The organism is Flammeovirga pectinis (assembly GCF_003970675.1).
GTDB lineage: Bacteria > Bacteroidota > Bacteroidia > Cytophagales > Flammeovirgaceae > Flammeovirga > Flammeovirga pectinis.
Map to the genome: position 1 here is coordinate 1250772 of NZ_CP034563.1, position 22476 is coordinate 1273247.

Genomic DNA, 22476 nt, shown 5'->3' on the forward strand with positions numbered 1-22476 from the left:
CATCGTTTTTAAAGATATCTTTGTTAGATCATTTCACATAATTATCCACTTCAAAAATCTAGATGTCAAACTCATTACTTTTTCTTCCTGATATTTCTGGATTCACTGAATTTATTCAAACTACAGAAGTTCAACACAGTCAACATGTTATAGCAGAATTGTTAGAAATAATTATTGATGCTACTACAGAAGATCTTCAGCTTGCTGAAGTGGAAGGAGATGCACTCTTCTTTTATAAAGAAAATGGTGTTTCTTCTCAGGAGCAACTCCTTTTACAAATGGAAGCTATTTTCTCTGCTTTTTATTCTCACCTTAAATTACTGGAAAAAAATAGAATCTGTCCTTGTAATGCTTGTTCTTCTGCACCAAAGCTTCAGCTAAAAATTGTTGCCCACTGTGGAGAGTTACAATATATTACTGTGCAAAATAAAAGGAAGCCTTTTGGCGCGGAAGTAATTGAGGCACACCGTTTAATGAAAAACGATGTTCAAAGTGATAATTACGTATTGATTAGTCAAAAACTTGCAAATCAGATTAAATTAGATACTGACCACCATCACTCCCTTTACAAATTTGAAGAAGGTGTAAACACTTATGATGGAAAAGAAGTACCGTATCTATATGCTATCATAGAAAAGTCGAAACTGAAATTAAAGCCTTTTAGTTCTGCTAAAAAACTAGTGATGGATAGAAAGCCAGCAATTTCCATTTCGATGTTATTTTCTGTTGATGCTGACACCCTTTTAGAATTTATATCCAATTATCATTATAGACATTATTGGGTAGATGGAACGGTTAAATTTGAATACAATGAGAACGAGGTAACACGTTTAGGTACAGAACATGTTTGTATAATTAATGGAAAACACTTTAATTTCACATCAATTACTAAAGATGTAAAACCCACTCAATTGATATATGGTGAGCAAACTTCCGATCCTCCTCCAGTAGATAAAATGAATCAATTTTTTATTATAACCCCTATCAACGAGCACTCATGTAAATTAGATGTTGAGATCTATTTTGAACTAAGTAATTTTATTCAAAAAATTATTGTTGGAGTTGCTTTTAAACATATTCTAAAAAAGAATGTGACTAAAAGTATGTTGTTATTAAAGGATTTTATCAGCAATAAAAAGTTTACTCATTTAGATGAGGATGCTTTAAAGTAGTAAAAAAATCTTTTATCATCTTATCTGCATCGTAGTTTTCCCATAAAATAATTTTTCGAGAATTATTTGGCCTGTCCACCCATTCTTGTCCGCTAATAATTGGAGCAGGAAGTACTGTTTGTTTCCCCCAATTTGGGTTCTTCATAATAGCCACAGTAACCATGTCAAAAAGAGCATGCGAAGGTGGGTCTAAATAATATTCTGCATTCTTAAATAGAGTAACGGCATAATCACCAAAGTTTGAATATGTACCTCCATCTCTACCTTTAATTTTATGGTCTAATTGCACACCTAAACCTGCAATTTTTTCTTGAATTGTAGCCTTATATATCTTTACCCCATCTGTACCAGTTAATTCCCCGTAACGACACGGAAGCATTTCAAATTCAACATGGGTATTTAATACAAAATTTACTGATGGAATATCATTTTCTTGATTGTACTCCCCTTTATCTGGGTAATTACTACCTAACCAAATTACTTTAATTTTACTTTCAATTTCTGGTGCTTTTAACAACGCTAATGCAATATTTGTAAGCTTTCCTACTGCACAAATTTGTAATTTCTCTCCTTGTATTTTTTTTGCTTCTGAAATGATAAAATCAACGGCCTCATACCCATCAAAAACTTCTTTATCTATGCTATTTTTTATTTGATTAAAATCCTTATTTGCACCTTTAATCACATTTACCTTACCTTCCTGATCACATAATTTTACCACTCGAACGGCTTCGTTGTAATGACTGTCAATATCACCACCATTATATGTAGCACAAGTTGTTATTCCTTTAATATCAAATACTTGCTGATTAAAAAGTAAATAGGCTAATGCATTCTGATCGTCCAATTCGTTATTTGTATCCGAATCAAAAATAACAGGAATTTTTGTTGTCCTATTTTGGTCACAACTTATATTTAGAAGAACTAGACAGCAAAGTATAAAGAATTGATTTAAGATTTTCATAGGATCATTTTCAAGGTAAAAATTCAATTTATACATCTTGTTACCAACTAAAAACTATTTGCCATTCTTTTTTGTTATTGAAATTAATCAAAGAAATGAAGACCTTTATACTATCAATTAAAAACAATACAATCATGGAATTTATTACAAACGAAAAACTCGTAATTTCTGGAGGTGGCGGAATGATTGGATCTAACATGATCCAGACTGCTATGATGATGAATTTGACACCTAATATTACTGTTTATGATCCTTTTTTACCAGGTCTTGAAGGAGCTGTAAAAGAAATGTATCATTGCGGTTTTGAAGGTTTCAATTTAAAGTATACTACAGATATAAAAGAAGCCTTTACAGGTGCTAAATATATTGTCTCTTCTGGTGGTGCTGCAAGAAAAGCAGGAATGACAAGAGAAGACTTACTAAAAGGAAATGTTGAAATTGCTGCTCAATTAGGTAAAGATATTAAAGCATACTGTCCAGATGTAAAACACGTCTGCATTGTTTTTAACCCTGCCGATATTACTGGCTTAGTTACTTTAATTCACTCTGGATTAAAACCTAATCAGATAAGTACTTTAGCAGGTTTAGATTCTACACGTTTACAAATTGCTTTGGCACAACATTTTGATATTCCGCAAAGTGATGTGAAAAATCCTAGAACTTATGGAGGTCATGGAGAGCAAATGGCTGTTTACTCCTCTTCTTGTAGTATTAATGGTGTCCGTTTAGATGAGCTTATTGGAACGGATAAATTAACAGTAGATGAATGGGAATCTATACGTAAAAATGTTGTTCAAGGCGGTAAAAATATTATCGATTTAAGAGGACGTTCATCTTTCCAAAGCCCTGCTTATTTATCTGTTAGAATGATAGCAGCAGCAATGGGAGGTCCTAGTTTTGGGTGGCCTGTAGGTGCATATATAAATACACCACAATTTGCCAATATCCTTATGGCTTTAGATACACAATTATCTAAAAATGGTGTAAAAGCAGAAGTCCCTTCTGGATCTGATAAAGAAAATAGTGAGCTTGCAAAAAGCTATAAACACTTAACTAGTTTAAGAGATGAAGTTATAGAAATGGGTGTAATTCCTGCAGTAGAAGAATGGAATAGTTTAAATCCTAATCTATAAATCTCTAGTGTATTTCTGTAATCAGCGTCTTCTAATTAATTTTAGGAGACGTTTTTTTATAACTAAAAGTTATGTGCCATTCTTTTTATATAGAAACATGGATTCATAAATGCCGTTTATCTATATATAACAATCATATAATAATTTATAGTTATACTATTATGAAAACTCAAATACGAAATTTCCCAGTAGGTTTAACAGGTATTGCTCTTGGTACTGCAACATTAGGAGCAGCTTGGGGTAACGAGCAAATAGCTTGGGTACAATACATCACTTTAACAATTGCTCTTGTTTATTTCTTTTTGGTAGTACTAAGAAATGTACTTCATCCAGATGTCTTTAAAGACGAACTAAAACACCATATTTTAGGTAGCTATGTACCAACAATGGCCATGAGTATGATGGTATTTGCAGGTGTATTAGTAAAATTCAATACTGCATTAGGTCAAGGATTATGGTTACTTGCTATTGGTATTCATTTATTTTGTTTAGTGGTATTCATTTATCATAGAATAAGAAATTTCGAAATGGAACATATTGTACCAAGTTGGTTTGTACCACCTATCGGAATTGTAGTTGCTTGTGTAAATGCATCACAAATGGGATTCCCTAATCTAAGTTTAACAATATGGTGGATTGCTACTCCTTTGTACTTAGTAATGTTGGCTTTTATGATTTACCGTTTGGCCTTTTATCAATTTTCTACTGTAGAAACTTTTGGTATAATGGCAGCCCCAGCAAGTTTATGTTTTGCAGGATATTTAACGATAACACCTCATCCAAATGAATTTATTTGTCATATGTTGCTTACGCTTTCAATATTAATGACTTCAATTTTATACATCGCTTTCATCCATTTATTAAGAAACAAATTTAATCCTGGTTTTGCCGCATTTACGTTCCCATTGGCTATTGGAACAGTTGCTTTACAAAAATACAGCAAAGTGTTAGAAGTAGCAGGAGAATATACATTCAGTAATGTAGTTCATTTTATTTCTCTTATAGAATTAGGTGTTGCCACATTAGTAATTGGATATGTAGTTATTAGAATTTTCCACTATTGTAAAACAGAAGTTTTAGGAATAAATTTAATGACATCAATAGATACATTTTTAATAAAATTACACCTTAAACACTAAGGTATAATTTTATTAAAAACTTGTATTATCGTCTTCTTGAAGGCATAGATCTACTTGGTGTAGGTCTTGGTGAAGCAGGTTTTGGACGAGTGGTAGGTCGATTATAATTAGTATTATTACTCGGCTTTTTTTGTTGATAAGATGTATTATTCTGAGGTCTTGTTACAGGCTTTGTAGAAGGTTTATTTTTAGTATCAACAACTTTATTTTTTGGTTGATTTTTTTGTGTAGGAACCTTTACACTATTATTTTTTATTTTATTATTTGATGCTGGTTTCCAATCTTTCTGTACCTTTTGCCCTGTAGTTACTTTCCCCTCTTTCTTATCTTTAGTAGTAGGTTGCTGCTGTACTTTGGCCTTATTATTTGATGTATTTAGATGGCTTGCATTCACAACTTCCTTATGTCTTTTATTAAAAGATTGATTTGGGTATTGCTTGGCATAATCATTCTTATGCACCTTCTTTTGCATATTTATAGCTTTATTACTTCTACGAACAGAAGTATATCTGTATGTAGTTTTCTTATTTACATGTATCCTTACATCTTTATGGTAATAATGTACAGGTCTTGGGCGCCAAGGTTTATAGTAAGGTGGGTAATGATGCCAATAATATGGCGAATACCAAGGGTTATAATATGGGCCCCAAAACCAAACATAAATTACAGGCTGATGTACATAAACAGGTTCAATTATATAATTAGTGCCATAGATGTACACATCTCCAACTACTTGAACACTTGTTTCTCCTTTATTGTCTTTCACTACATCAATTGTTGCAACATCTTGAAATTTATTTTCTCCCAAAACTGCTTGAATAGTAATAACATGAGTATTCTTTTTAGAGGTATCAATTACTCTTAGGTAATCTACTTCACCATCTTTATTTAAATCAAGATTTGTGATTTTTTTGTGTGGATCATTTAATTTCTCTTCAAATTCTTCTAAGTTTTCACAGTCTCCAAAAAGTGCTGCTACAACTTCTAAATCAAGATTTTTACTAATTTCACTGTCTACAGCATTAACTGTAGTTACATCTTGTGCATGTAAAAAGCCTACTTGAAAAAGTAATAAATAAACGATTATTTTTAGTGTGTAAGTATTCATAATTAGTAGTTTATTTAGTTTGATAATTGCTAAGTAGTTGTCACAAAGTCTGGTCAATCTTTTTAAAAATGAACAAGGCTAACCTAAAGTATTATACGGCAAATCTGTTTTTCAATAGGATATTATTGAGGTATGTTATTTATGAATGTTAAAATAAATATTCATCAAAAAGGAATTTATAACTAGTAATTGAATACTATAAATAATTATAATATTTAATACCTTAGCAGTTTAATAAAGTAAATAGTATTTGTAATACGATCAATAACTAACAGGTCTCACTATTTAAAATACTCTTCATAAAATTACATTGCTTAGGTAATAACCTTTCTAAACATGAATAAAATGCGTCCAATAATGTTAGTGGGCACTAGCTCAGATGTAGGAAAAAGTTGGATAACAACTGGCATCTGTAGATGGTTAAAAAATAAAGGATTCACTCCTGCTCCTTTTAAAGCTCAGAACATGTCGTTAAATAGTTTTGCCACATTCGATGGTTTAGAAATTGGACGTGCACAAGCTGTACAAGCCGAAGCTTGTAAGTTGCCTGTAATGGTAGAAATGAATCCTGTTTTACTTAAACCTTCTTCTGTAAATAAATCTCAGGTGGTATTACATGGTAAACCTATTGGCGACCAAACTGCAAGAGATTATTTTTTAGGGGAAAATAAAAAACACTTGTTTCTAGAAGCACAAAAAGCTTTTCATAAGTTAGCGTTAAACTACAGTCCTGTGGTTATGGAAGGAGCTGGTAGTATAAGCGAACTAAATCTAAAACATAGAGACATTGTAAATATGCGTATGGCGAAAGCGGCCAATGCATGTGTCTATCTTATAGCAGACATTGATAAAGGAGGCGTTTTTGGTAGCGTTTATGGTACAATTGCCTTGTTAGAAGATTGGGAAAAAGAGCTATTAAAAGGTATTATCATCAATAAATTCAGAGGCGATGCTAGTCTATTTATTGAAGGGAAGAAAAAACTAGAAGAGCTTACAGGCTATCCTGTTTTAGGAGTTCTACCCTATGCAAAAGATATAAGTATTGAAGAAGAAGATTCTGTTGCTTTAAGCCAAAGAAGTATATCAGCAAAAAAAGGGAAATTAAATGTAGCGGTAATTAAACACTACTACATGTCTAATTATACAGATTTTCAGGCATTAGAAAACGAGCCTTTAATTCAATTGTACTATACCAGAGATGTTGAAGAACTGAAAAAAGCTGACGTGATTATCCTGCCGGGTTCTAAAAATACAATGCACGATTTAAAACAGTTAAAAGAAGAAAGCATTGGTGATTTTATAAAAGAAATATATGATACAAAATGCATAATTGGTATCTGTGGTGGGTATCAAATGTTAGGGAAATCTGTTTTAGATCCACATGGTGTAGAAAGTGATATGGATGTTGAAGATGGATTAGGATTATTTAATATTACAACCACTCTCACAAAAGAAAAACAAACACTCCAACAAGAATTTACTTTTAAAAATACTTCTGAAAAATGTATTGGGTATGAAATTCATATGGGAGAAACCAATATACCTAAAGGATTTGAACTTGTAAAAATTAACGGTAAACCAGAGGGTTATTTTGATGGAAAACGGAGTTGGGGTACGTACTTACATGGTATTTTTGACAATAAAGTTGTCGTAAATGAATTGCTAAAACTAAAGTTTACAAATGCTGAAGCAATAGATTACAAGACTTTTAAAGAAGAACAATTTGATAAACTAGCTGATTGGGTAGACGAAAACCTAGACATGCAAAAAATTATGAAAGATATATGCTAAACGGTCATGGAGACGATTTACATCTTGTAAATACTACTATCAAACATAACTTCAGTTCTAATGTTTTTTATAAAGGTTGTCCTAAAGAAGTAACGGATTATTTAGCGACAAAAATACAAACTATTCAAAGCTATCCTTCTCCTGCAGCGACAGAATTAAGTAGTGCAGCAGCAGAAAGGTATGGAATTGACAAGGACCATTTTCTTTTTACAAATGGTGCTATTGAGGCTTTTTACCTCATTGCACAACGTTATAAAAATAAAAAAGCAACAATAGTCGGCCCTACTTTCTCAGAATATGAAGATGCGTGTAGAATACATGGCTTACCGTATAACGTTGTTTCAAAAAATGAATTAGATAGCAGTAAATCAGATCTCATTTTTATATGTAATCCTAATAATCCTACAGGTAGCATTTATACACCTTCGCAGATAGAGAAACTACTCCAACAAAAACCTAATTCTTTATTTATTATTGATGAAGCGTACATAGAATTCACTCCAAAAATTACATCAATTTTACCGCTTACAGCACATTATTCTAATTTGATTGTTGTAAGGTCTTTAACCAAAACATTTACTATTCCTGGTTTAAGATTGGGGTATATTATCGCTAGTAAAAAAATAATTGATTCATTAAGAGAAATTCGTATTCCATGGAGTGTTAATGGTTTAGCTATTGAAGTAGGTTTGTACTTATTTCAAAATTATGACCGTTTACTTTTTGATGCTACTATTTTGTATCAAAAAGCTCAATATTTTAAAGCTAAGTTAAGTGAAATAAGCTATTTAGAAATACGAGATTCTTCAACTTCTTACTTTCTTGTGAGGCTGAAAAAACATACGGCTCAAGCATTAAAAGACCATCTTATAAAACAAGGTATTTTGATTAGAAACGCTACAAATTTCACTTTATTAGAAGGAGAATACATTCGTTTGGCTGTTCAATCTTCTGAAGCAAATAATAAACTAATAAACAGTCTAAAATCATGGAATTAGAAAGTACACTAATCCTCTTATTTGCCTATTCTTTAGATCTTATTTTTGGTGATCCTAGGCAATTACCCCATCTTATTGTTTTATTTGGCAATGCTATTAGTTGGGGCGAAAAACGCTTAAACAAAGGGATCCATTTAATTGCTAAAGGAATGTTTCTTACACTTATATTGGTAACACTTTCCTTTGTAGTTCCTTTCTTTATATTCCAATACCTTTCTCAATACTCTACCGTTATAACTGTATTAATTAGTACAATTTTACTCTTCTATTGTTTGGCAAATAAGACACTCGTTAAAGAAGGTCTTGCTGTATTTACCGTACTCGAAAACCAAGGGTTAGATGCAGGAAGAAAACGTCTTTCTTGGATAGTCGGGAGAGATACCTCTGCTTTAACAGCTAATCAGGTTCGAATAGCTACTTTAGAAACAATGTCAGAAAATTTAAGTGATGGTGTTATTGCTCCACTTTTCTTCTACGCCCTTTTAGGAGTACCCGGTGCAATGGCCTATAAAATGATTAATACATTGGACTCAATGATTGGCTATAAAAATGAGCGGTATGAACAATTTGGGAAATTTGCAGCAAAACTAGATGATGTTGCAAATTATATTCCTGCTAGAATAACAGCACTACTAATTCTTATCTATTCCTTTAGAATTGGTGGTATAAGAACGGTTTTCAAAGAAGGTAAAAAGCACAGTAGCCCAAATGCAGGTTATCCAGAAGCTGCTTTAGCGTATGTTTTAAATTGCAGATTTGGAGGACCAAATATCTATTTTGGTAAGGTGGTAGACAAACCCTACATTGGTACAAATGACAGAGAAATTCTTCATAAAGAAATTTTTAAAACCTCTAAAATTAACTATTGTGTAAGCTTACTCACTGTTATTTTTATAAGCTTACTAAGTATTTTAACTCAATTATTTTGATGCGTAAATTTATTATATCGGGTGCTGCAGGAACAGGTAAAACGACTTTAATAAATGCACTAGTACAAAAGAATTTCACTGCAATTCCAGAAGTTTCACGACAAGTTATAACGCAAGAACAAGAATTAAATTCCGATGGATTTCCTTGGTTAAATATTGAAAAGTTTACAGAACTAGTATATCAAAAATCAATAGTACACCTTACAAATTACAAAAAAGCAGTCTTCTGCGACCGCAGTCTTATTGATAATATCGCCTATTTAGATCATCAAGGGAAAGCAATTCCAAATAACTTACAACAGTTTCCTTTTCAAGAGTTTTACCATAAAAAAGTATTTTTCGCAATGCCTTGGAAAGCCATATATACTACTGATAATCAGAGACCAGAACCTTTTGAATACCACCTTTCACTTTCTAGAGTATTACACTCCACTTATAAAAAATATGGCTTCGAACTTATCGAAATTCCTTTTGGCTCTGTACAAAGCAGATTAAAATTTGTAGTCGACAACGTTTGCTTGTGATATTTATTTAAGTACCTTTGCCTCACTTATTAGGTATTTAATTTAAAAGGGAATTTGGTGAAAATCCAAGACTGTACCCGCAGCTGTAAGCTTTAGATCTTTCAAAGATCACTTTAGTACAACAAAGCCACTGTCTTAATTGATGGGAAGGTAGTACAAAAGAAAGTAAGTCAGAATACCGGCCTAAAAAGTAATTAAGAAAACAAACTTTCGGGAGTTAAAGTTAAGGCGTTCGATCATATCTATATTATCCTCTACAAGATAATACTCTTTGGGTAGATTGTCATTTCTATATCTCCAGGAACACTAATTATTAATGTTCTCGACAATCTAACTTATGGGGAAAAATATTGCTAAAACTACACATAACTTTCTATTCTGCGATGGCGGATCTTGCCAAAAAGCAGGTGCTGAAAATGTTGTCCGAACGGTAAGAGCTTACCTTCGAAACAATGGACTTTGGGACAGCACTCATACCATAAAAACACGTTGTAACGGGCGTTGTGAAGATGCTCCAACTTGGATTGTCCAACCTAATAATTATTGGTATAAAGAGCTTACTCCTAGTAAAGGATTAGAAATAATAAAAAGCCATATTCACAATAATAAACCGGTAGAAAAACACCTGCTTTATTGTGATGATTGGGATAATATATCTTCAGAAAAAGAAATCCCTCCATATAAACTTAAACCATTTAATATAATAGAAGATGCAACTCTAGGTAGTTGTTACCTTACTAGAGGTTTTGCATCAGATCAATATACTTACCCATTATTTCTCTATTTATTCGAACATTCCCCATCTTCAAAAATTGTATTAGGTGATGCTAAAGAGCTTTCTTTCTCTGCTATAAAAGAAGTTCTTTACAGCAAACAATATGTTTTAGAATTGGTACTTGAACACGAAACTATTGAATTAGTCATTGCGCCAATCAATCAAAAAGATACTGCTTTAGTAAAAGCAAGAATAGCTGTGGTAGAATATTTCCATCAGATAACTTCACAGAAGAAAGGGATTCGATTTAAAAATAAATTTGGAGATCAGATTGGACTGATATGGCTATCTGAATCTGCGTGGAAGTATTGCACAGAAGTACAATTACAAGGTTTAAGTATTGATAAAGAGTTAGTATGAAAAAGAACATTTCAATACTTGGCGTAGGTTGGTTGGGTACTCCTCTTGCTGCAAATCTTATAGAAAAAGGTTATGCATTGAATGGTAGTGTTCGCTATAAAAATGAACGCTCAACTTTACATCTTCATCCGTATACTATTAATGTAATTAGTATCGAAGTTGATCAGATAATAGGTAATTGGACTGAATTTATAGAAAATACTGCAATTCTGATCATCATGTTTCCGCCTAATACTAGGAAAGATATTGACCAAACTTACAAGCAGCAAATGCTTCAAATTGTAAAGCAAACATCTTCTTCAATCAAAGTGATTTTTGTGAGTTCAACATCTGTTTATCCAAATTTAAATCAGATGGTAAACGAGGAATATTTACCAAAACCTAGTACTGCAAACGGAAAATCTATTTATGCTGCAGAACAAGTATTAACTGCTCATTTTAGAGATAATCTCACTGTTATTCGTTTTGCTGGGTTAATTGGAAATGATCGTCATCCTACTCAATTTCTTAAAGAAAAAAGAGTATTAAAGCATCCTAGTGTACCTGTAAATGTAATTCATCAAGAAGATGCTGTTGCATTAATAACTAAGATTATTTCAAAAAACATTTTTGGTGAAATAATAAATGGTTGTGCAGAAAAACATCCTTTAAGACGAAATTTATACTCAGAAGCAGCACGAATACTGCAGCTGCCTTCTCCAATTTTTAACAAACAACGTTCTGCTGCCTACAAAATAGTAGATAGCACTAAATCTAGACAACTTTTGTCTTTTGCATATCAATATCCAGATCCTCAAGTTTTCTTTAACGAAGGTATTCAAACTGTAAAATAGCTATGAAAGAAGGAATTTTACTATGCGGTCATGGTTCCAGAAGAAAAACAGGAACAGATGCTTTTAAAAAGTTAGTAGGTATTCTCCAAAAGAGATACGAAGAGAATTATGAAGTTGATTATGGCTTTTTAGAATTTAGTCATCCTCTTTATGAAGCCGCAGTTGAGCGTTTATATCAAAAAGGTGTACGTGTAATTTATGCATTACCTGTAATTCTATTTGCAGGTTCTCATGCTAAAAACGATATCCCTTATGAGATGAATACCATCCAATCGTATTACCCAGATCTACAAATAAAAATGGGGAAACACATTGGTGTTAGTTCTTATCTCTTAGAACTTTCTAAAAAAAGGATTCTTGAACAAGAAACTCTTTTACCACCAATAGATAGAAAAGAATGTGGTCTTATTGTAATTGGCAGAGGCACGACAGATCCAGACGCCAACTCTGATGTACATAAATTAGCCGCAATGCTTTGGGAAGGAATGGGTTTTGGTTTTACAACTGTGGCATACAGTGGCACTGCCTACCCAACTATTGCAGATAGTTTACCAATGATAGAAAAATTGGGTTTTAAACGTACATATGTTATTCCATTTTTCTTTTTTACGGGGGTACTTCTTGAACGAATTTATGCGGCCGTAGATGCGTTCGATTTAACTTCTACAACCAAATATATTAGTACAGATGCTTTTGGTTCTGATGAATATATCTTAAAAGCTTTTGATGAACGACTTGATCAAGCAATCAATGGGGAAGCCAACATGAATTGCCAATTATGTAAATACAGAAAGCAAATTATTGGGTTTGAAGAAGAAGAAGGGAAAGAACAAATTGGGCATCATTTAAATGTAAAAGGGATTCTTTTTGAAGAAGAGGAAAAGGTAAATGAGAAGAAAGGAGTTGTTGCTGCTTTTAAAAATGTATTAGGTATCTAGACAATGAAAAAAGGCAAAATATACGGCATTTCTTTAGGTCCTGGAGACCCCGATCTTATTACAGTTAAAGGTCTTAAAACACTACAAGCTGTTGATAAAATTTACTATCCAGGTTCATTACATAAAGATGGGATCAAAAAAAGTTATTCATTACAAGTATTGGATAATTACGATTTAGATCAAGAAAAATTAAACGGTTTCTATCTCAACATGACAATTGATAGAATACATGTAGATGCTGTTTATGAAAACACTTTTCAGCAAATAAAAATAGATTACAATAACGGATTACATGTTGCTGTTGTGTCTGAAGGTGATTTAAGTACTTACAGCTCGTTTTCATATCTATTAGAAAAATTTCAAAAAGAAAATTTGGAAGTGGTGCTTGTACCGGGTATTACGTCTTTTCATTTAGGGGCTGCAGTAATTCAGAAACCTTTAGCATTGTTAAACCAAACTATAAAGGTTTTGCCAATGCTACAATCTTCTAAGGATTTAGAAGAAGCACTTCAGGGTTCAGACACGGTGGTATTAATGAAAATTAAATCAAGTTTAAAGTACATTGTTCCGCTACTTTCTACCAAAGCTATTTCGTTTACGTATTGTGAAAAATTGGGTACAGAAGATCAATTTATCACGTCTTCTTTAAATGAAATTCAAGAAAGAGAAATCCCCTATTTCTCGTTGCTAATAATTAAACAAACAAACTATTCATGAAGATTACAGTAGCGGGTTTAGGCCCTGGACATAAAGATTATATTCTTCCGATTGTAACCAATGCCCTGCAAAAGGCAGATGTAATTATTGGGTATGATTATTACTTCCAATTTTGTGAGGATTTTATAAAAAAAGATGCCGTTAAAATTGCCATGCCTTTGGGTAAAGAAGAAGAAAGGGCAATTGTAGCAGTGGAAGAAGCTAAGAAAAATCAACACGTTTTTGTAATTGGATCAGGAGATGCTAGTATTTATTCTATGGCTGCCATAGTTTATCAAGTAGCGTCTTTGCAACCAGAATTACCTCTTGAACTAGAGACGCTTCCGGGAGTATCTGCATTTTTAGCAGCGGGAAGTAAATTAGGAGCACCTTTAGGTCACGATTTCTGTTGTATCTCTTTATCAGATTTAATGACGCCTTGGCAAGTAATTGAAAAAAGAATAAGAGCTGCTGCAAGTGGCGATTTTGTGACTAGTTTATACAATCCAAAAAGTAAAAAAAGGTATTGGCAACTTGAAAGGTTAAAGAAGATTTTTTTAGAGGAAAGAGACCCGAGTACACCTGTAGCAATTATACGTCAGGTAACTAGGCCAGAAGAAAAAATAACAATCCAAACATTAGGTACTTTTGATGTTGAATTAGTGGATATGTTCTCTTTGGTAATGATCGGAAACTCTCAAACTTATCAATATAAAGAGCATCTTATTACACCAAGAGGGTACCTGAATAGAAAGCCTAAAACAGGTACAGAAATTCAGCAAGAAAGCTTTCGAATTGTAACAAATAAACTACAAGAATTAGCACATAGTACAGCAGATAAATGGGCAATTACTCGTGTAATACATACTACTGGAGTATTGGATGATCATATACATTATGCGGCTTCTCAAAAAGCAGTAGAACAACTCTCCGATCACCTTCAAAATGGTGGAACTATTGTTACAGATGTTACCATGGTACAAGCAGGTATTACAAAACAATTCGCTAAGAAATTTCAGAATAAAATTGTCTGCTGCTTAAATGATGATGAGATACCTGCATTTGCTGAAAAAGAAGAACTCACTCGTTCACAAGCCGGACTTCGAAAAGCAATTGGCCTTTATCCTGACGCTCTTTATGTTGTAGGAAATGCACCAACCGCTTTATTCGAAATTACAGATCAGCTTCGTGATACGCCTTCTTTCCAACCTGCAGGAGTTATTGGTGTTCCTGTTGGTTTTGTGAATGTTTTAGAATCAAAAGAGCAGTTAGTACAATCAAAAAATACACCTTGGATTACACTTCATGGAAATAGAGGCGGAAGTAATATAGCGGCTGCATTGGTTAATGCTTGTTTTACGCTTCAAGAATCAACTAATTATTTTTAAAGTGGATAGCTCTTCTCTTCATATTGATATTATTGGGATTGGTAATAAAGCCAACCAAGAGTTCACTCCAGAACAACACTATGTGATACATCAGCATAGTTTATTTTCTGGAGGAAAAAGACATTACGCATTAATCAAACATCTATTACCAAAAAAGCATGAATGGATTGCGATTACAGGTAAAATGCCAGATGTAATGACTGAATATGTTAGAGCGAAACAAAATAAACTGCTAGTTTTTGCTTCTGGAGACCCTCTCTTTTTTGGTTTTGCAAATACTGTAAAAAGGTTATTACCAAATGCAATTGTTAGCGTATTTCCTCATTTTAATTCATTGCAATTACTAGCACAAAAGCACGTACTTAATTATAGTAGTTTAAGAACTATTTCTTTACATGGTAGAAACTCTTGGAAACCATTAGATAGTTGCCTTATTAAAGGAGAAGAATTGATTGGAATATTAACGGATAAAACACATTCTCCAAAACATATTGCACAACGTTTACTAGAGTATAACTTCTTGGATTATGATCTTCTAATAGGAGAAGAATTAGAAGGAGAAAATGAAAGAATAAGGATTTTAAGTTGTGTAGAAACACTTAAAGTAAATGATATCCAACTCTTAAACTGCATTATTTTAATAAAGAAATCAGACAAAAGAATCCCTTTAAGTTTCAGTGATTCTAGCTTTCAAACGTTGGAAGGAAGACCTGGAATGATTACTAAACAGGCAATCCGATCTATTACAATTCCAGCCTTAGAACTACATTCTAAAAGTTGTTTTTGGGATATAGGGAGTTGTACAGGTGCAATAGCAATTGAAGCACAATTAAGCTACCCAAATGTTTCTGTGTTGGCTTTTGAAATTCGAGAAGAATGTAAAGATATCATTGCCAATAACACCTATTCGCATCATTGTCCGGGTGTACAAATAGAAATAAATGATTTCATGAATTTAGAGCTATCAATGTTTCAAAAACCAGATGCATTATTTATAGGGGGCATGGTAATAGATTAGAAGAAATGATGCATAAAATTGATGCAATTTTAGAACAAGGAGGCGTCATTGTAATGAATACTATTCTAGAAAAATCATACAATACGTTTATAAAATGTGCTCATGATTTAAACTACAAACTTACTCCTCCACTTAAAGTAACACTAAACGAACACAACACAGTACATGTACTTGTTGCTAAAAAATAGAACAATGAAAAAAATAAGTATAATTGCTACAACCGATAAAGGAATTGGTATCGCTCTCATTCTTCAGAAAGAATTTCCTAAATCATTAATCATTACTACACGTTCTACAAGTAACGAAAATGTTTCTGTAGTGAGTTCAATTAATGAATACCTCTCTAAAAATTATCAGAAACTAGATGGTATTTGTTTTATAAGTGCCTTAGGTATTTGTGTTCGTTTAATTGCTCCATTTATTGAAAGTAAGAAAACAGACCCAGCTGTAATTTGTGTAGATGATCATGGGAAAAATTGTCAATCTGTTTTGGCTGGTCATATTGGTGGAGGTAATGATTTCACTAATAAAGTAGCTCAAATAGTTGGCGGAAATGCTATCATTAGTACATCAAGTGATTTACAAAACATCTGGGCTTTAGATACACTAGGCACAAAGTTTAATTGGTCTACAAGCACTAATCAACCTTTAAATCAAATTATTAGCCTTTTTGTAAATAACGAACCAACCGTCCTTCTTCTTGATATAAAAGATAAAGGCACACACTACCTTGAAAAAAACCTTCCTGCTTTTGTTTCTGTATTTTATACTGAAAAAGACATTGACTATTCTCAATATAAGTTACTAATAACAGTAACTTATAAAGTTTACAATGCGTCTCTTCCTCAAATTTCATATCATCCTAAAGTACTAGCAGTAGGAACAGGATGTTCTAAAACATTAGATTTCCCATTATTTGAACAAAGGCTTAAAGCTGAACTTTCTACTTGTGCCATCGCATTTGAGTCGATTAAAGAAATAGGCTCTGTTGATATTAAAGCCGAACAAAGTGCCTATTTAAAGCTAAGTAAGAAATATAAATTGCCTTTTATCACTTTCACAAAAGATGAAATAGATAAAGTTGTTGTACCTAATCCTAGTGAAATGGTTCAATCTAAAATTGGGGTAGATGGAGTGTCAGAATCAACAGCGTTACTATTGTCTAGACAAGAACAAGTGCTTGTAGAAAAGCAAAAAATTCATTTAGATAATTCTGATAAGTTTACTTTTTCTGTTGCATTAAAAAAAGAATACGAACGCAGAACAGCAATTGCAATTATTGGTGCTGGTCCTGGAGATGAGGAACTTATCACTGTAAAAGGAAAGCAGTATTTAGAAAAAGCAGATTGCATTTTGTATGCAGGGAGTCTTGTACCAGAAGAAATGATTAATTGGTGCAAAGAAGGTGCAATTGTTAGAAATTCTGCAATGATGACACTCGAAGAGCAGGTTGAAATTATGACAGAACAGTACAAAAAAGGTAATTCTGTTGTTAGATTACACAGTGGCGACCCCTCTTTATATGGTGCTATACAGGAACAAATGACCATTTTTGATGAGTTAAAAATGGATTATTTTATTGTGCCTGGTATCTCTGCTTTTAGTGCTGCAGCTGCAGTATTACGTTCTGAATTTACTATTCCAGAGGTAGTTCAATCTATAGTTTTAACAAGAGGAGAAGGTAAAACGCCTATGCCTCCAAAAGAAAATATAGCCGCTTTTGCAAAAACCAATGCAACAATGTGTTTGTTTTTAAGTGCAGGCATTGCCGCAAAAGTACAATATCAATTATTAGAGCATTTCGATCCAGAAACTCCAGTTGCAGTGCTTTATAGATTAACATGGAAAGACGAAGAAATTTACCAAGGTAAACTTACAGACTTAGCCAAAATTGTAAAAGACAGTAAGAAAACAAGAACAGTATTAATTGTTGTGGGTAAAGCCATTGGTGCTCGTAAAAACAGGTCGCAATTATACAGTCCAGATTGGCAACATATATTTAGAACAAATAAAAAGTTTGTAGTTAAAGAAGCGTAACTATGGTTTTAATTTTTGGAGGAACTACGGAAGGGAAAAAGGTGGTGCACTTTTTTGAAAGAAAGAAAATACCCTATATCTATTCTACGAAAACAAAAGTAGCATTTGATAACACGCCATTTTCTACCTACAGATATGGTGTTTTAAATGCCAAATTATTAAGTGCTTTTATTCTTAAAAATAAGGTTACTACAATTATCAATGCGTCGCATCCTTTTGCCAAAGAATTACATGCTACAATAGATAAAGTTGGTATACATCTCGGTATTCCGGTTATCCGTTTGGCTAGAAAAAAACTACTTATCCCAACGCATCCATTCGTTCATTTTGTAAAGAGTTACGACCAAGCCAAAGCACTTCTTTTTGGCCCGTTTCTCGGTAAAAAACTATTAGGCTTAACAGGTGTGCAGACTATCCACATTTTTAAAGAGTATTGGAAAGACAACCCTGCCATTTTTAGAATCTTGCCAAGAGAAACATCAATCGTAATTGCAAAAGAGACAGGTATTCCAAAAACAAAACTTATTTGTGCTATGCCTTCTAATAATTTAGAACAAGAGATAGCAGTAATTAAAGAACATAAAATTGATATAGTAATTACAAAAGAAAGTGGCAATAGTGGTTTTTTAATGACAAAAATTGATGCTGCTTTACAATGTAACCTACCTATCATCATTGTAAGAGAACCGTCCATACCTAGTTCTTTTACAACCATTTATTCTATTGAAGAATTAGAAGTATTAATGGCAAAAGCATGGGTTTAAAAGAAATTCCAAAAGGTGAATTAAGGGAAGGTTTTACAACCGGAACGTCTGCTACAGCTGCGGCTAAAGCAGGGTTAATGGCTATTGTTTTACAACAAAAACAAGCGGCTATAACTGTACATTTACCTATTGATAAAATCTTAGAAATCCCTGTTCACTATTGTGAATTTACTACGCAAACTGCCAAATGTAGTGTCTTAAAAGACGCTGGAGATGATCCAGATGTTACAAATGGAGCAGAAATAGGTTGCGAAATTCAATTTATAAAAGAACAAGAAATTCAGTTTTGTGCGGGTGAAGGGGTTGGCACAGTTACATTACCAGGTTTACAATTAAAAGTTGGAGAACCTGCAATTAACCCTGTACCAAGAAATATGATTCGCAATGCTCTTCAGAAGATACTTCATGATTATGATTTAGAAGTTGGCATTGCAGTTACGGTATATGTTGTTAACGGTAAAAAGCTAGCAAAAAAAACCTTAAATGAAAGGGTAGGAATAATGAATGGGTTATCCATTTTAGGAACAAGTGGCATTGTAAAACCTTATTCCGCTTCCTCTTATATAGCAAGTATAGAACAAGGTGTAGATGTAGCGGTGGCCAATGGCATTACAGAATTAGTGATTAATTCTGGTGCTAGAAGCGAAAAATATTTAAAACAATTGTTCCCGAAATTAACAGAGCAATCTTTTATTCATTACGGAAATTGGATTGGCGATACTCTCCGAAAAATCAACACCTCTCCCATTAAAAAAGTAACAATGGGAATTATGCTCGGTAAGGCGGTTAAGCTCGCTCAGGGGCAGACAGACACACACAGTTGTGTCTCTAGCTGGGACAAAGAATTTATTGCAAACATTGCCTTAGAAAACAACTATCCGCTCTCTTTAAGAGGTGATATTATAAAATTAAATATGGCAAGTAGATTAGTAGAGGTTATTCCTTTTAATAAAGAGGAATGCTTTTATCAAGCGCTTCTTTCTGCTTGTTATCAAGAAATAAGAATACTACTAAAACAAACAGAATTCCATCTTTTCTTAATCGGAAAAGATGGCGATTACATTCAATTTAAACACCAATGACTTTAACAAACATCATCAGACCATTAATGGCAGGAATACTTCATTCTTTTGAACCTGACCATGTAACAGCAGTTTCCGTATTAGCAACAGAAAATGCCATTAAAAATGAAAAAACATCAGCAAAAAATGTATTTAAAGCTTCTCAATGGGCATTAGGACATTCTGTAACATTATTATTATTAGGAGGCATTGCCCTTATTTTTAAAAGTACTGTAGAAATTTTTGTAAAGGATATTTCTTATTACGCAGAGCTTTCTGTCGGACCAATTATGATATGGCTCGGTATAGTTTCTATCCGTAGAAACCATAAGTTGAAAGAAATGATGAAAGACCATAAAAAGATTGAAGAGCATGATCATATAGATAGTAATCTGATTCATTTGCATGGTAAACAAGGTGAAGAAATTGCCATGAACCCTATGAACAGATCATTTTGGGTAGGCATGTTACATGGTTTAGCTGGTACTGGTGGTGCATTAACTTCTGCGTTAATTTTAAGTTCTTCAACACTCATGGATGCTATTATTATTTTATTGGTAGAGTCTATCGGAATTATCATTGCAATGAGTGTATATAGTTATGCTTTACTGTCTGTATTAAGTCGTTTTATTGAGAAAAACCTATCCATTTTTAAATGGATGAATGGCATTGCAGGCCTTACATCTATCCTACTTGGTTTCTATTGGATTTTCAACTCTTTATAGTCTGATAAATATGAATTTTCCGTTCACCGCAATTGTAGGACAAGAACAATTTAAATTGGCACTCCTACTTAATAGTATTGACCCATCGCTCGGAGGCGTTTTAGCCATAGGTGATAAAGGCACTGGTAAAACTACTTTAATACGCTCTTTGTCAGATTTGCTAAATTGTAACTTTGTTAATTTACCTATTGGAGCTTCAGAAGATCGTGTTCTAGGACATATCAATTTAGAAAAACTGATTAATGATAAAAGTGAAGAAGTACAAATTGGTTTACTTGCCAAGGCCAATAATGGTTTTTTATATATTGATGAAATAAACCTGCTGAACGACTACCTCATGGATGTTCTTTTAGATGCTTCTGCTTCTGGAAAGTATCATTTAGAAAGAGAAGGAATTTCTAAAGTTTTTGATAGTAAATTTTGCTTAGTGGGTTCTATGAATCCAGAGGAAGGAGAACTAAGACCTCAGCTGAAAGATAGATTTGGATTAAGTGTGCATATAAAGACCACAGATAAGCTAATTGATAGAACAACTATTGTAAAAAATAGACTTGCTTTTGATAGTAATCCAATAGCTTTTTCTTCACAATTTGCTGATGAACAAAAGCAACTCGCTCTACAAATTACAACTGCAAAAAATAAGCTTTTAAAAGTAACTATTCTCCCTTCAGTAATAGACTATTGTTCTAGTTTAGCAGTAGCAAATGCTGTAGAGGGTTTACGAGCGGATATACTATTGGTAAAAACTGCTAGAGCATACGCCTCTTTATATCAAAAAGATAGTGTAAGTACAGAAGATGTTGATGCGATAAAAGATTTTGTCTTAAACCATAGGAAAAACAACACACCACCACCTTCAGAACAGTCTCAAAATCAGAAAGAAGAAGAGAAAAACACACCGCCTCAAAAACCACAAGAGCAGAACGAAACGGCTGTTTTTAATCCTATTATACCAAAAGATAAAATACAATTTGATAGTGCTTTAGACATTGGAGTACAACAATCTATACAGCAAAACACAACAAAAAACACATTGGACAGACGAAAATCTGTAGGGCAATATTTAGCAAAAGATCAATTTGAAGTTTTTAATAAAACTCAAAACGAAACCGTAACGCAACAAATTATATTTTTATTAGATTCTAGTGGTTCTATGCTTCAAGAAGAAGTGATAGCACAAGCAAAAGGAATTGTTGAAAAGATTGTAAGAAATAAAAAGGCCAGTACTATTCAGTTTTCGTTAGTTACGCTTTTTCAAGGAGAAGCAGTAACTGTACTAGAAAAGACGTCGAAAGAGACCACCTTTATACAAGCATTGCAAGAATTAAAAACTGGAGGTAAAACAAATATTGTAGCTGGTTTTAAACACATAAAGAATATTCTCGCTCAAGCAGAAGCAAAGAAAATTGACCTTGTTCTTGTTTCCGACGGTCACTTTTGTTCTAGTTTTGGTTTAGAAGAAATTATTGGTAGCTATCAATTTCACTGTAAAAAAATAAATGAATTGATTCTTGTAGATACCGAAACAGGCATTGTACAACTTGGTAGTATGAAACAACTTTCTGAGGCTCTAAATGGGACGTATCAAAAACTAGAATTAGAACTATGAAAGCTAAAATCCATATGATAACTGGCGGACAACGTTCTGGAAAAAGTGTTTTTGCAGAAAGACTAGCACTTTCTCTTTCTCCTACTCCTTACTATCTCGCTACATCTAAAAAATGGGATAAAGAATATGCAGAACGTGTTGGTTTACATCAACAAAGAAGAACAAGTAATTGGATAACCATAGAAGAAGAAATCGACATACAGCAGCATCAGTTTAAAAATAAGGTGGTGTTAATGGATTGCGTAACATTATGGCTCACAAATATATTCGATTTATGCAATTACGATAAAGAGAAAACGCTTTCTAAAGCCTTAGCTATTTGGAACGAACTAATTCTGCAAGAATGCACTTTAATTGTGGTTACTAATGAAATTGGTTTAGGAGGAATTTCTATGCATAAAGGAAGCAGACAGTTTACAGATATACACGGTTTACTTAACCAAAGAATTGCAGAAATGGCAAAAGAAGTAACGTTTATTGTGTCTGGTCTACCACTAAAAGTAAAAGGGTAATA

General features: G+C 33.0%; 22 protein-coding genes and 1 riboswitch. Of the genes, 20 read left to right on the plus strand and 2 right to left on the minus strand.

Features of this window, described 5'->3' with window-relative positions; genetic code table 11:
• Positions 1-62 precede the first annotated feature (62 nt).
• The gene (locus tag EI427_RS24890; protein ID WP_126620176.1) at positions 63-1172 is read left to right on the plus strand and encodes a DUF2652 domain-containing protein; all 1110 of its coding nucleotides are present in this window, start codon (positions 63-65) and stop codon (positions 1170-1172) included.
• Here the strand turns inward: EI427_RS24890 and EI427_RS24895 are convergent.
• Complete coding sequence (locus EI427_RS24895) at positions 1141-2136, minus strand: nucleoside hydrolase (RefSeq protein ID WP_126620178.1); 996 nt, start codon at positions 2134-2136, stop codon at positions 1141-1143. The genes EI427_RS24890 and EI427_RS24895 overlap by 32 nt on opposite strands.
• 134 nt (positions 2137-2270) lie before the next feature.
• Here EI427_RS24895 and EI427_RS24900 point away from each other — a divergent pair, with 134 nt between their 5' ends.
• Both EI427_RS24900 and EI427_RS24905 read left to right on the plus strand, forming a co-directional pair.
• Positions 2271-3269, plus strand: coding sequence for a malate dehydrogenase (locus EI427_RS24900; protein ID WP_126620180.1), 999 nt, complete (start codon positions 2271-2273; stop codon positions 3267-3269).
• Between the two features lie 161 nt (positions 3270-3430).
• Positions 3431-4408: a TDT family transporter gene (locus tag EI427_RS24905; protein ID WP_170178613.1), complete on the plus strand. Its 978-nt coding sequence runs from the start codon at positions 3431-3433 to the stop codon at positions 4406-4408.
• A gap of 25 nt (positions 4409-4433) precedes the next feature.
• Here the strand turns inward: EI427_RS24905 and EI427_RS24910 are convergent, their stop codons facing one another.
• The gene (locus EI427_RS24910) at positions 4434-5516 is read right to left on the minus strand and encodes a hypothetical protein (RefSeq protein ID WP_126620184.1); all 1083 of its coding nucleotides are present in this window, start codon (positions 5514-5516) and stop codon (positions 4434-4436) included.
• Between the two features lie 336 nt (positions 5517-5852).
• On the opposite strand from EI427_RS24910, the gene EI427_RS24915 reads away from it, so the two are divergent.
• From EI427_RS24915 to EI427_RS24995, 17 genes are all read left to right on the plus strand, one after another.
• A complete protein-coding gene (locus EI427_RS24915) occupies positions 5853-7307 on the plus strand; it encodes a cobyric acid synthase (protein WP_126620186.1) in 1455 nt (484 codons plus the stop codon).
• Positions 7301-8305, plus strand: coding sequence for a pyridoxal phosphate-dependent aminotransferase (locus EI427_RS24920; RefSeq protein WP_126620188.1), 1005 nt, complete (start codon positions 7301-7303; stop codon positions 8303-8305). The genes EI427_RS24915 and EI427_RS24920 overlap by 7 nt, the downstream gene beginning before the upstream one ends.
• Positions 8296-9234, plus strand: a complete 939-nt coding sequence (cbiB, locus tag EI427_RS24925; protein ID WP_126620190.1) for an adenosylcobinamide-phosphate synthase CbiB — start codon at positions 8296-8298, stop codon at positions 9232-9234. The genes EI427_RS24920 and cbiB overlap by 10 nt, the downstream gene beginning before the upstream one ends.
• Positions 9234-9758 carry an AAA family ATPase gene (locus EI427_RS24930; protein ID WP_126620192.1) on the plus strand — a complete coding sequence of 175 codons (525 nt, stop codon included), beginning with the start codon at positions 9234-9236 and terminating at the stop codon, positions 9756-9758. The genes cbiB and EI427_RS24930 overlap by 1 nt, the downstream gene beginning before the upstream one ends.
• A 14-nt stretch (positions 9759-9772) precedes the next feature.
• Positions 9773-9959, plus strand: a riboswitch (cobalamin riboswitch).
• A gap of 136 nt (positions 9960-10095) precedes the next feature.
• A complete protein-coding gene (locus EI427_RS24935) occupies positions 10096-10893 on the plus strand; it encodes a (2Fe-2S) ferredoxin domain-containing protein (protein ID WP_126620194.1) in 798 nt (265 codons plus the stop codon).
• On the plus strand, positions 10890-11726 hold the full coding sequence (locus tag EI427_RS24940) for an NAD-dependent epimerase/dehydratase family protein (protein WP_126620196.1): 837 nt from the start codon (positions 10890-10892) through the stop codon (positions 11724-11726). The genes EI427_RS24935 and EI427_RS24940 overlap by 4 nt, the downstream gene beginning before the upstream one ends.
• A 2-nt stretch (positions 11727-11728) precedes the next feature.
• Positions 11729-12664, plus strand: a complete 936-nt coding sequence (locus tag EI427_RS24945) for a sirohydrochlorin chelatase (RefSeq protein ID WP_205727981.1) — start codon at positions 11729-11731, stop codon at positions 12662-12664.
• A 3-nt stretch (positions 12665-12667) separates the two neighbouring features.
• Positions 12668-13381, plus strand: coding sequence for a precorrin-2 C(20)-methyltransferase (gene cobI, locus EI427_RS24950; protein ID WP_126620200.1), 714 nt, complete (start codon positions 12668-12670; stop codon positions 13379-13381).
• Complete coding sequence (gene cobJ / locus EI427_RS24955; RefSeq protein WP_126620202.1) at positions 13378-14748, plus strand: precorrin-3B C(17)-methyltransferase; 1371 nt, start codon at positions 13378-13380, stop codon at positions 14746-14748. Before cobI ends, cobJ begins: the two co-directional genes overlap by 4 nt.
• Position 14749: 1 nt before the next feature.
• Positions 14750-15766: a precorrin-6y C5,15-methyltransferase (decarboxylating) subunit CbiE gene (cbiE, locus tag EI427_RS24960; protein ID WP_170178614.1), complete on the plus strand. Its 1017-nt coding sequence runs from the start codon at positions 14750-14752 to the stop codon at positions 15764-15766.
• Between the two features lie 5 nt (positions 15767-15771).
• A complete protein-coding gene (locus EI427_RS24965) occupies positions 15772-15954 on the plus strand; it encodes a hypothetical protein (protein WP_126620206.1) in 183 nt (60 codons plus the stop codon).
• 4 nt (positions 15955-15958) lie between these two features.
• Positions 15959-17803 carry a precorrin-4 C(11)-methyltransferase gene (cobM, locus tag EI427_RS24970; RefSeq protein WP_126620208.1) on the plus strand — a complete coding sequence of 615 codons (1845 nt, stop codon included), beginning with the start codon at positions 15959-15961 and terminating at the stop codon, positions 17801-17803.
• A gap of 2 nt (positions 17804-17805) precedes the next feature.
• Positions 17806-18567, plus strand: coding sequence for a precorrin-6A/cobalt-precorrin-6A reductase (locus EI427_RS24975; RefSeq protein WP_126620210.1), 762 nt, complete (start codon positions 17806-17808; stop codon positions 18565-18567).
• The gene (gene cbiD / locus EI427_RS24980) at positions 18558-19649 is read left to right on the plus strand and encodes a cobalt-precorrin-5B (C(1))-methyltransferase CbiD (protein ID WP_126620212.1); all 1092 of its coding nucleotides are present in this window, start codon (positions 18558-18560) and stop codon (positions 19647-19649) included. Before EI427_RS24975 ends, cbiD begins: the two co-directional genes overlap by 10 nt.
• Complete coding sequence (locus EI427_RS24985; RefSeq protein ID WP_126620214.1) at positions 19646-20353, plus strand: cytochrome c biogenesis protein CcdA; 708 nt, start codon at positions 19646-19648, stop codon at positions 20351-20353. The genes cbiD and EI427_RS24985 overlap by 4 nt, the downstream gene beginning before the upstream one ends.
• A 10-nt stretch (positions 20354-20363) precedes the next feature.
• Positions 20364-21962, plus strand: coding sequence for an AAA family ATPase (locus tag EI427_RS24990; protein WP_170178615.1), 1599 nt, complete (start codon positions 20364-20366; stop codon positions 21960-21962).
• A complete protein-coding gene (locus EI427_RS24995; protein ID WP_126620218.1) occupies positions 21959-22474 on the plus strand; it encodes a bifunctional adenosylcobinamide kinase/adenosylcobinamide-phosphate guanylyltransferase in 516 nt (171 codons plus the stop codon). The genes EI427_RS24990 and EI427_RS24995 overlap by 4 nt, the downstream gene beginning before the upstream one ends.
• The last annotated feature ends 2 nt before the right edge of the window (positions 22475-22476 follow it).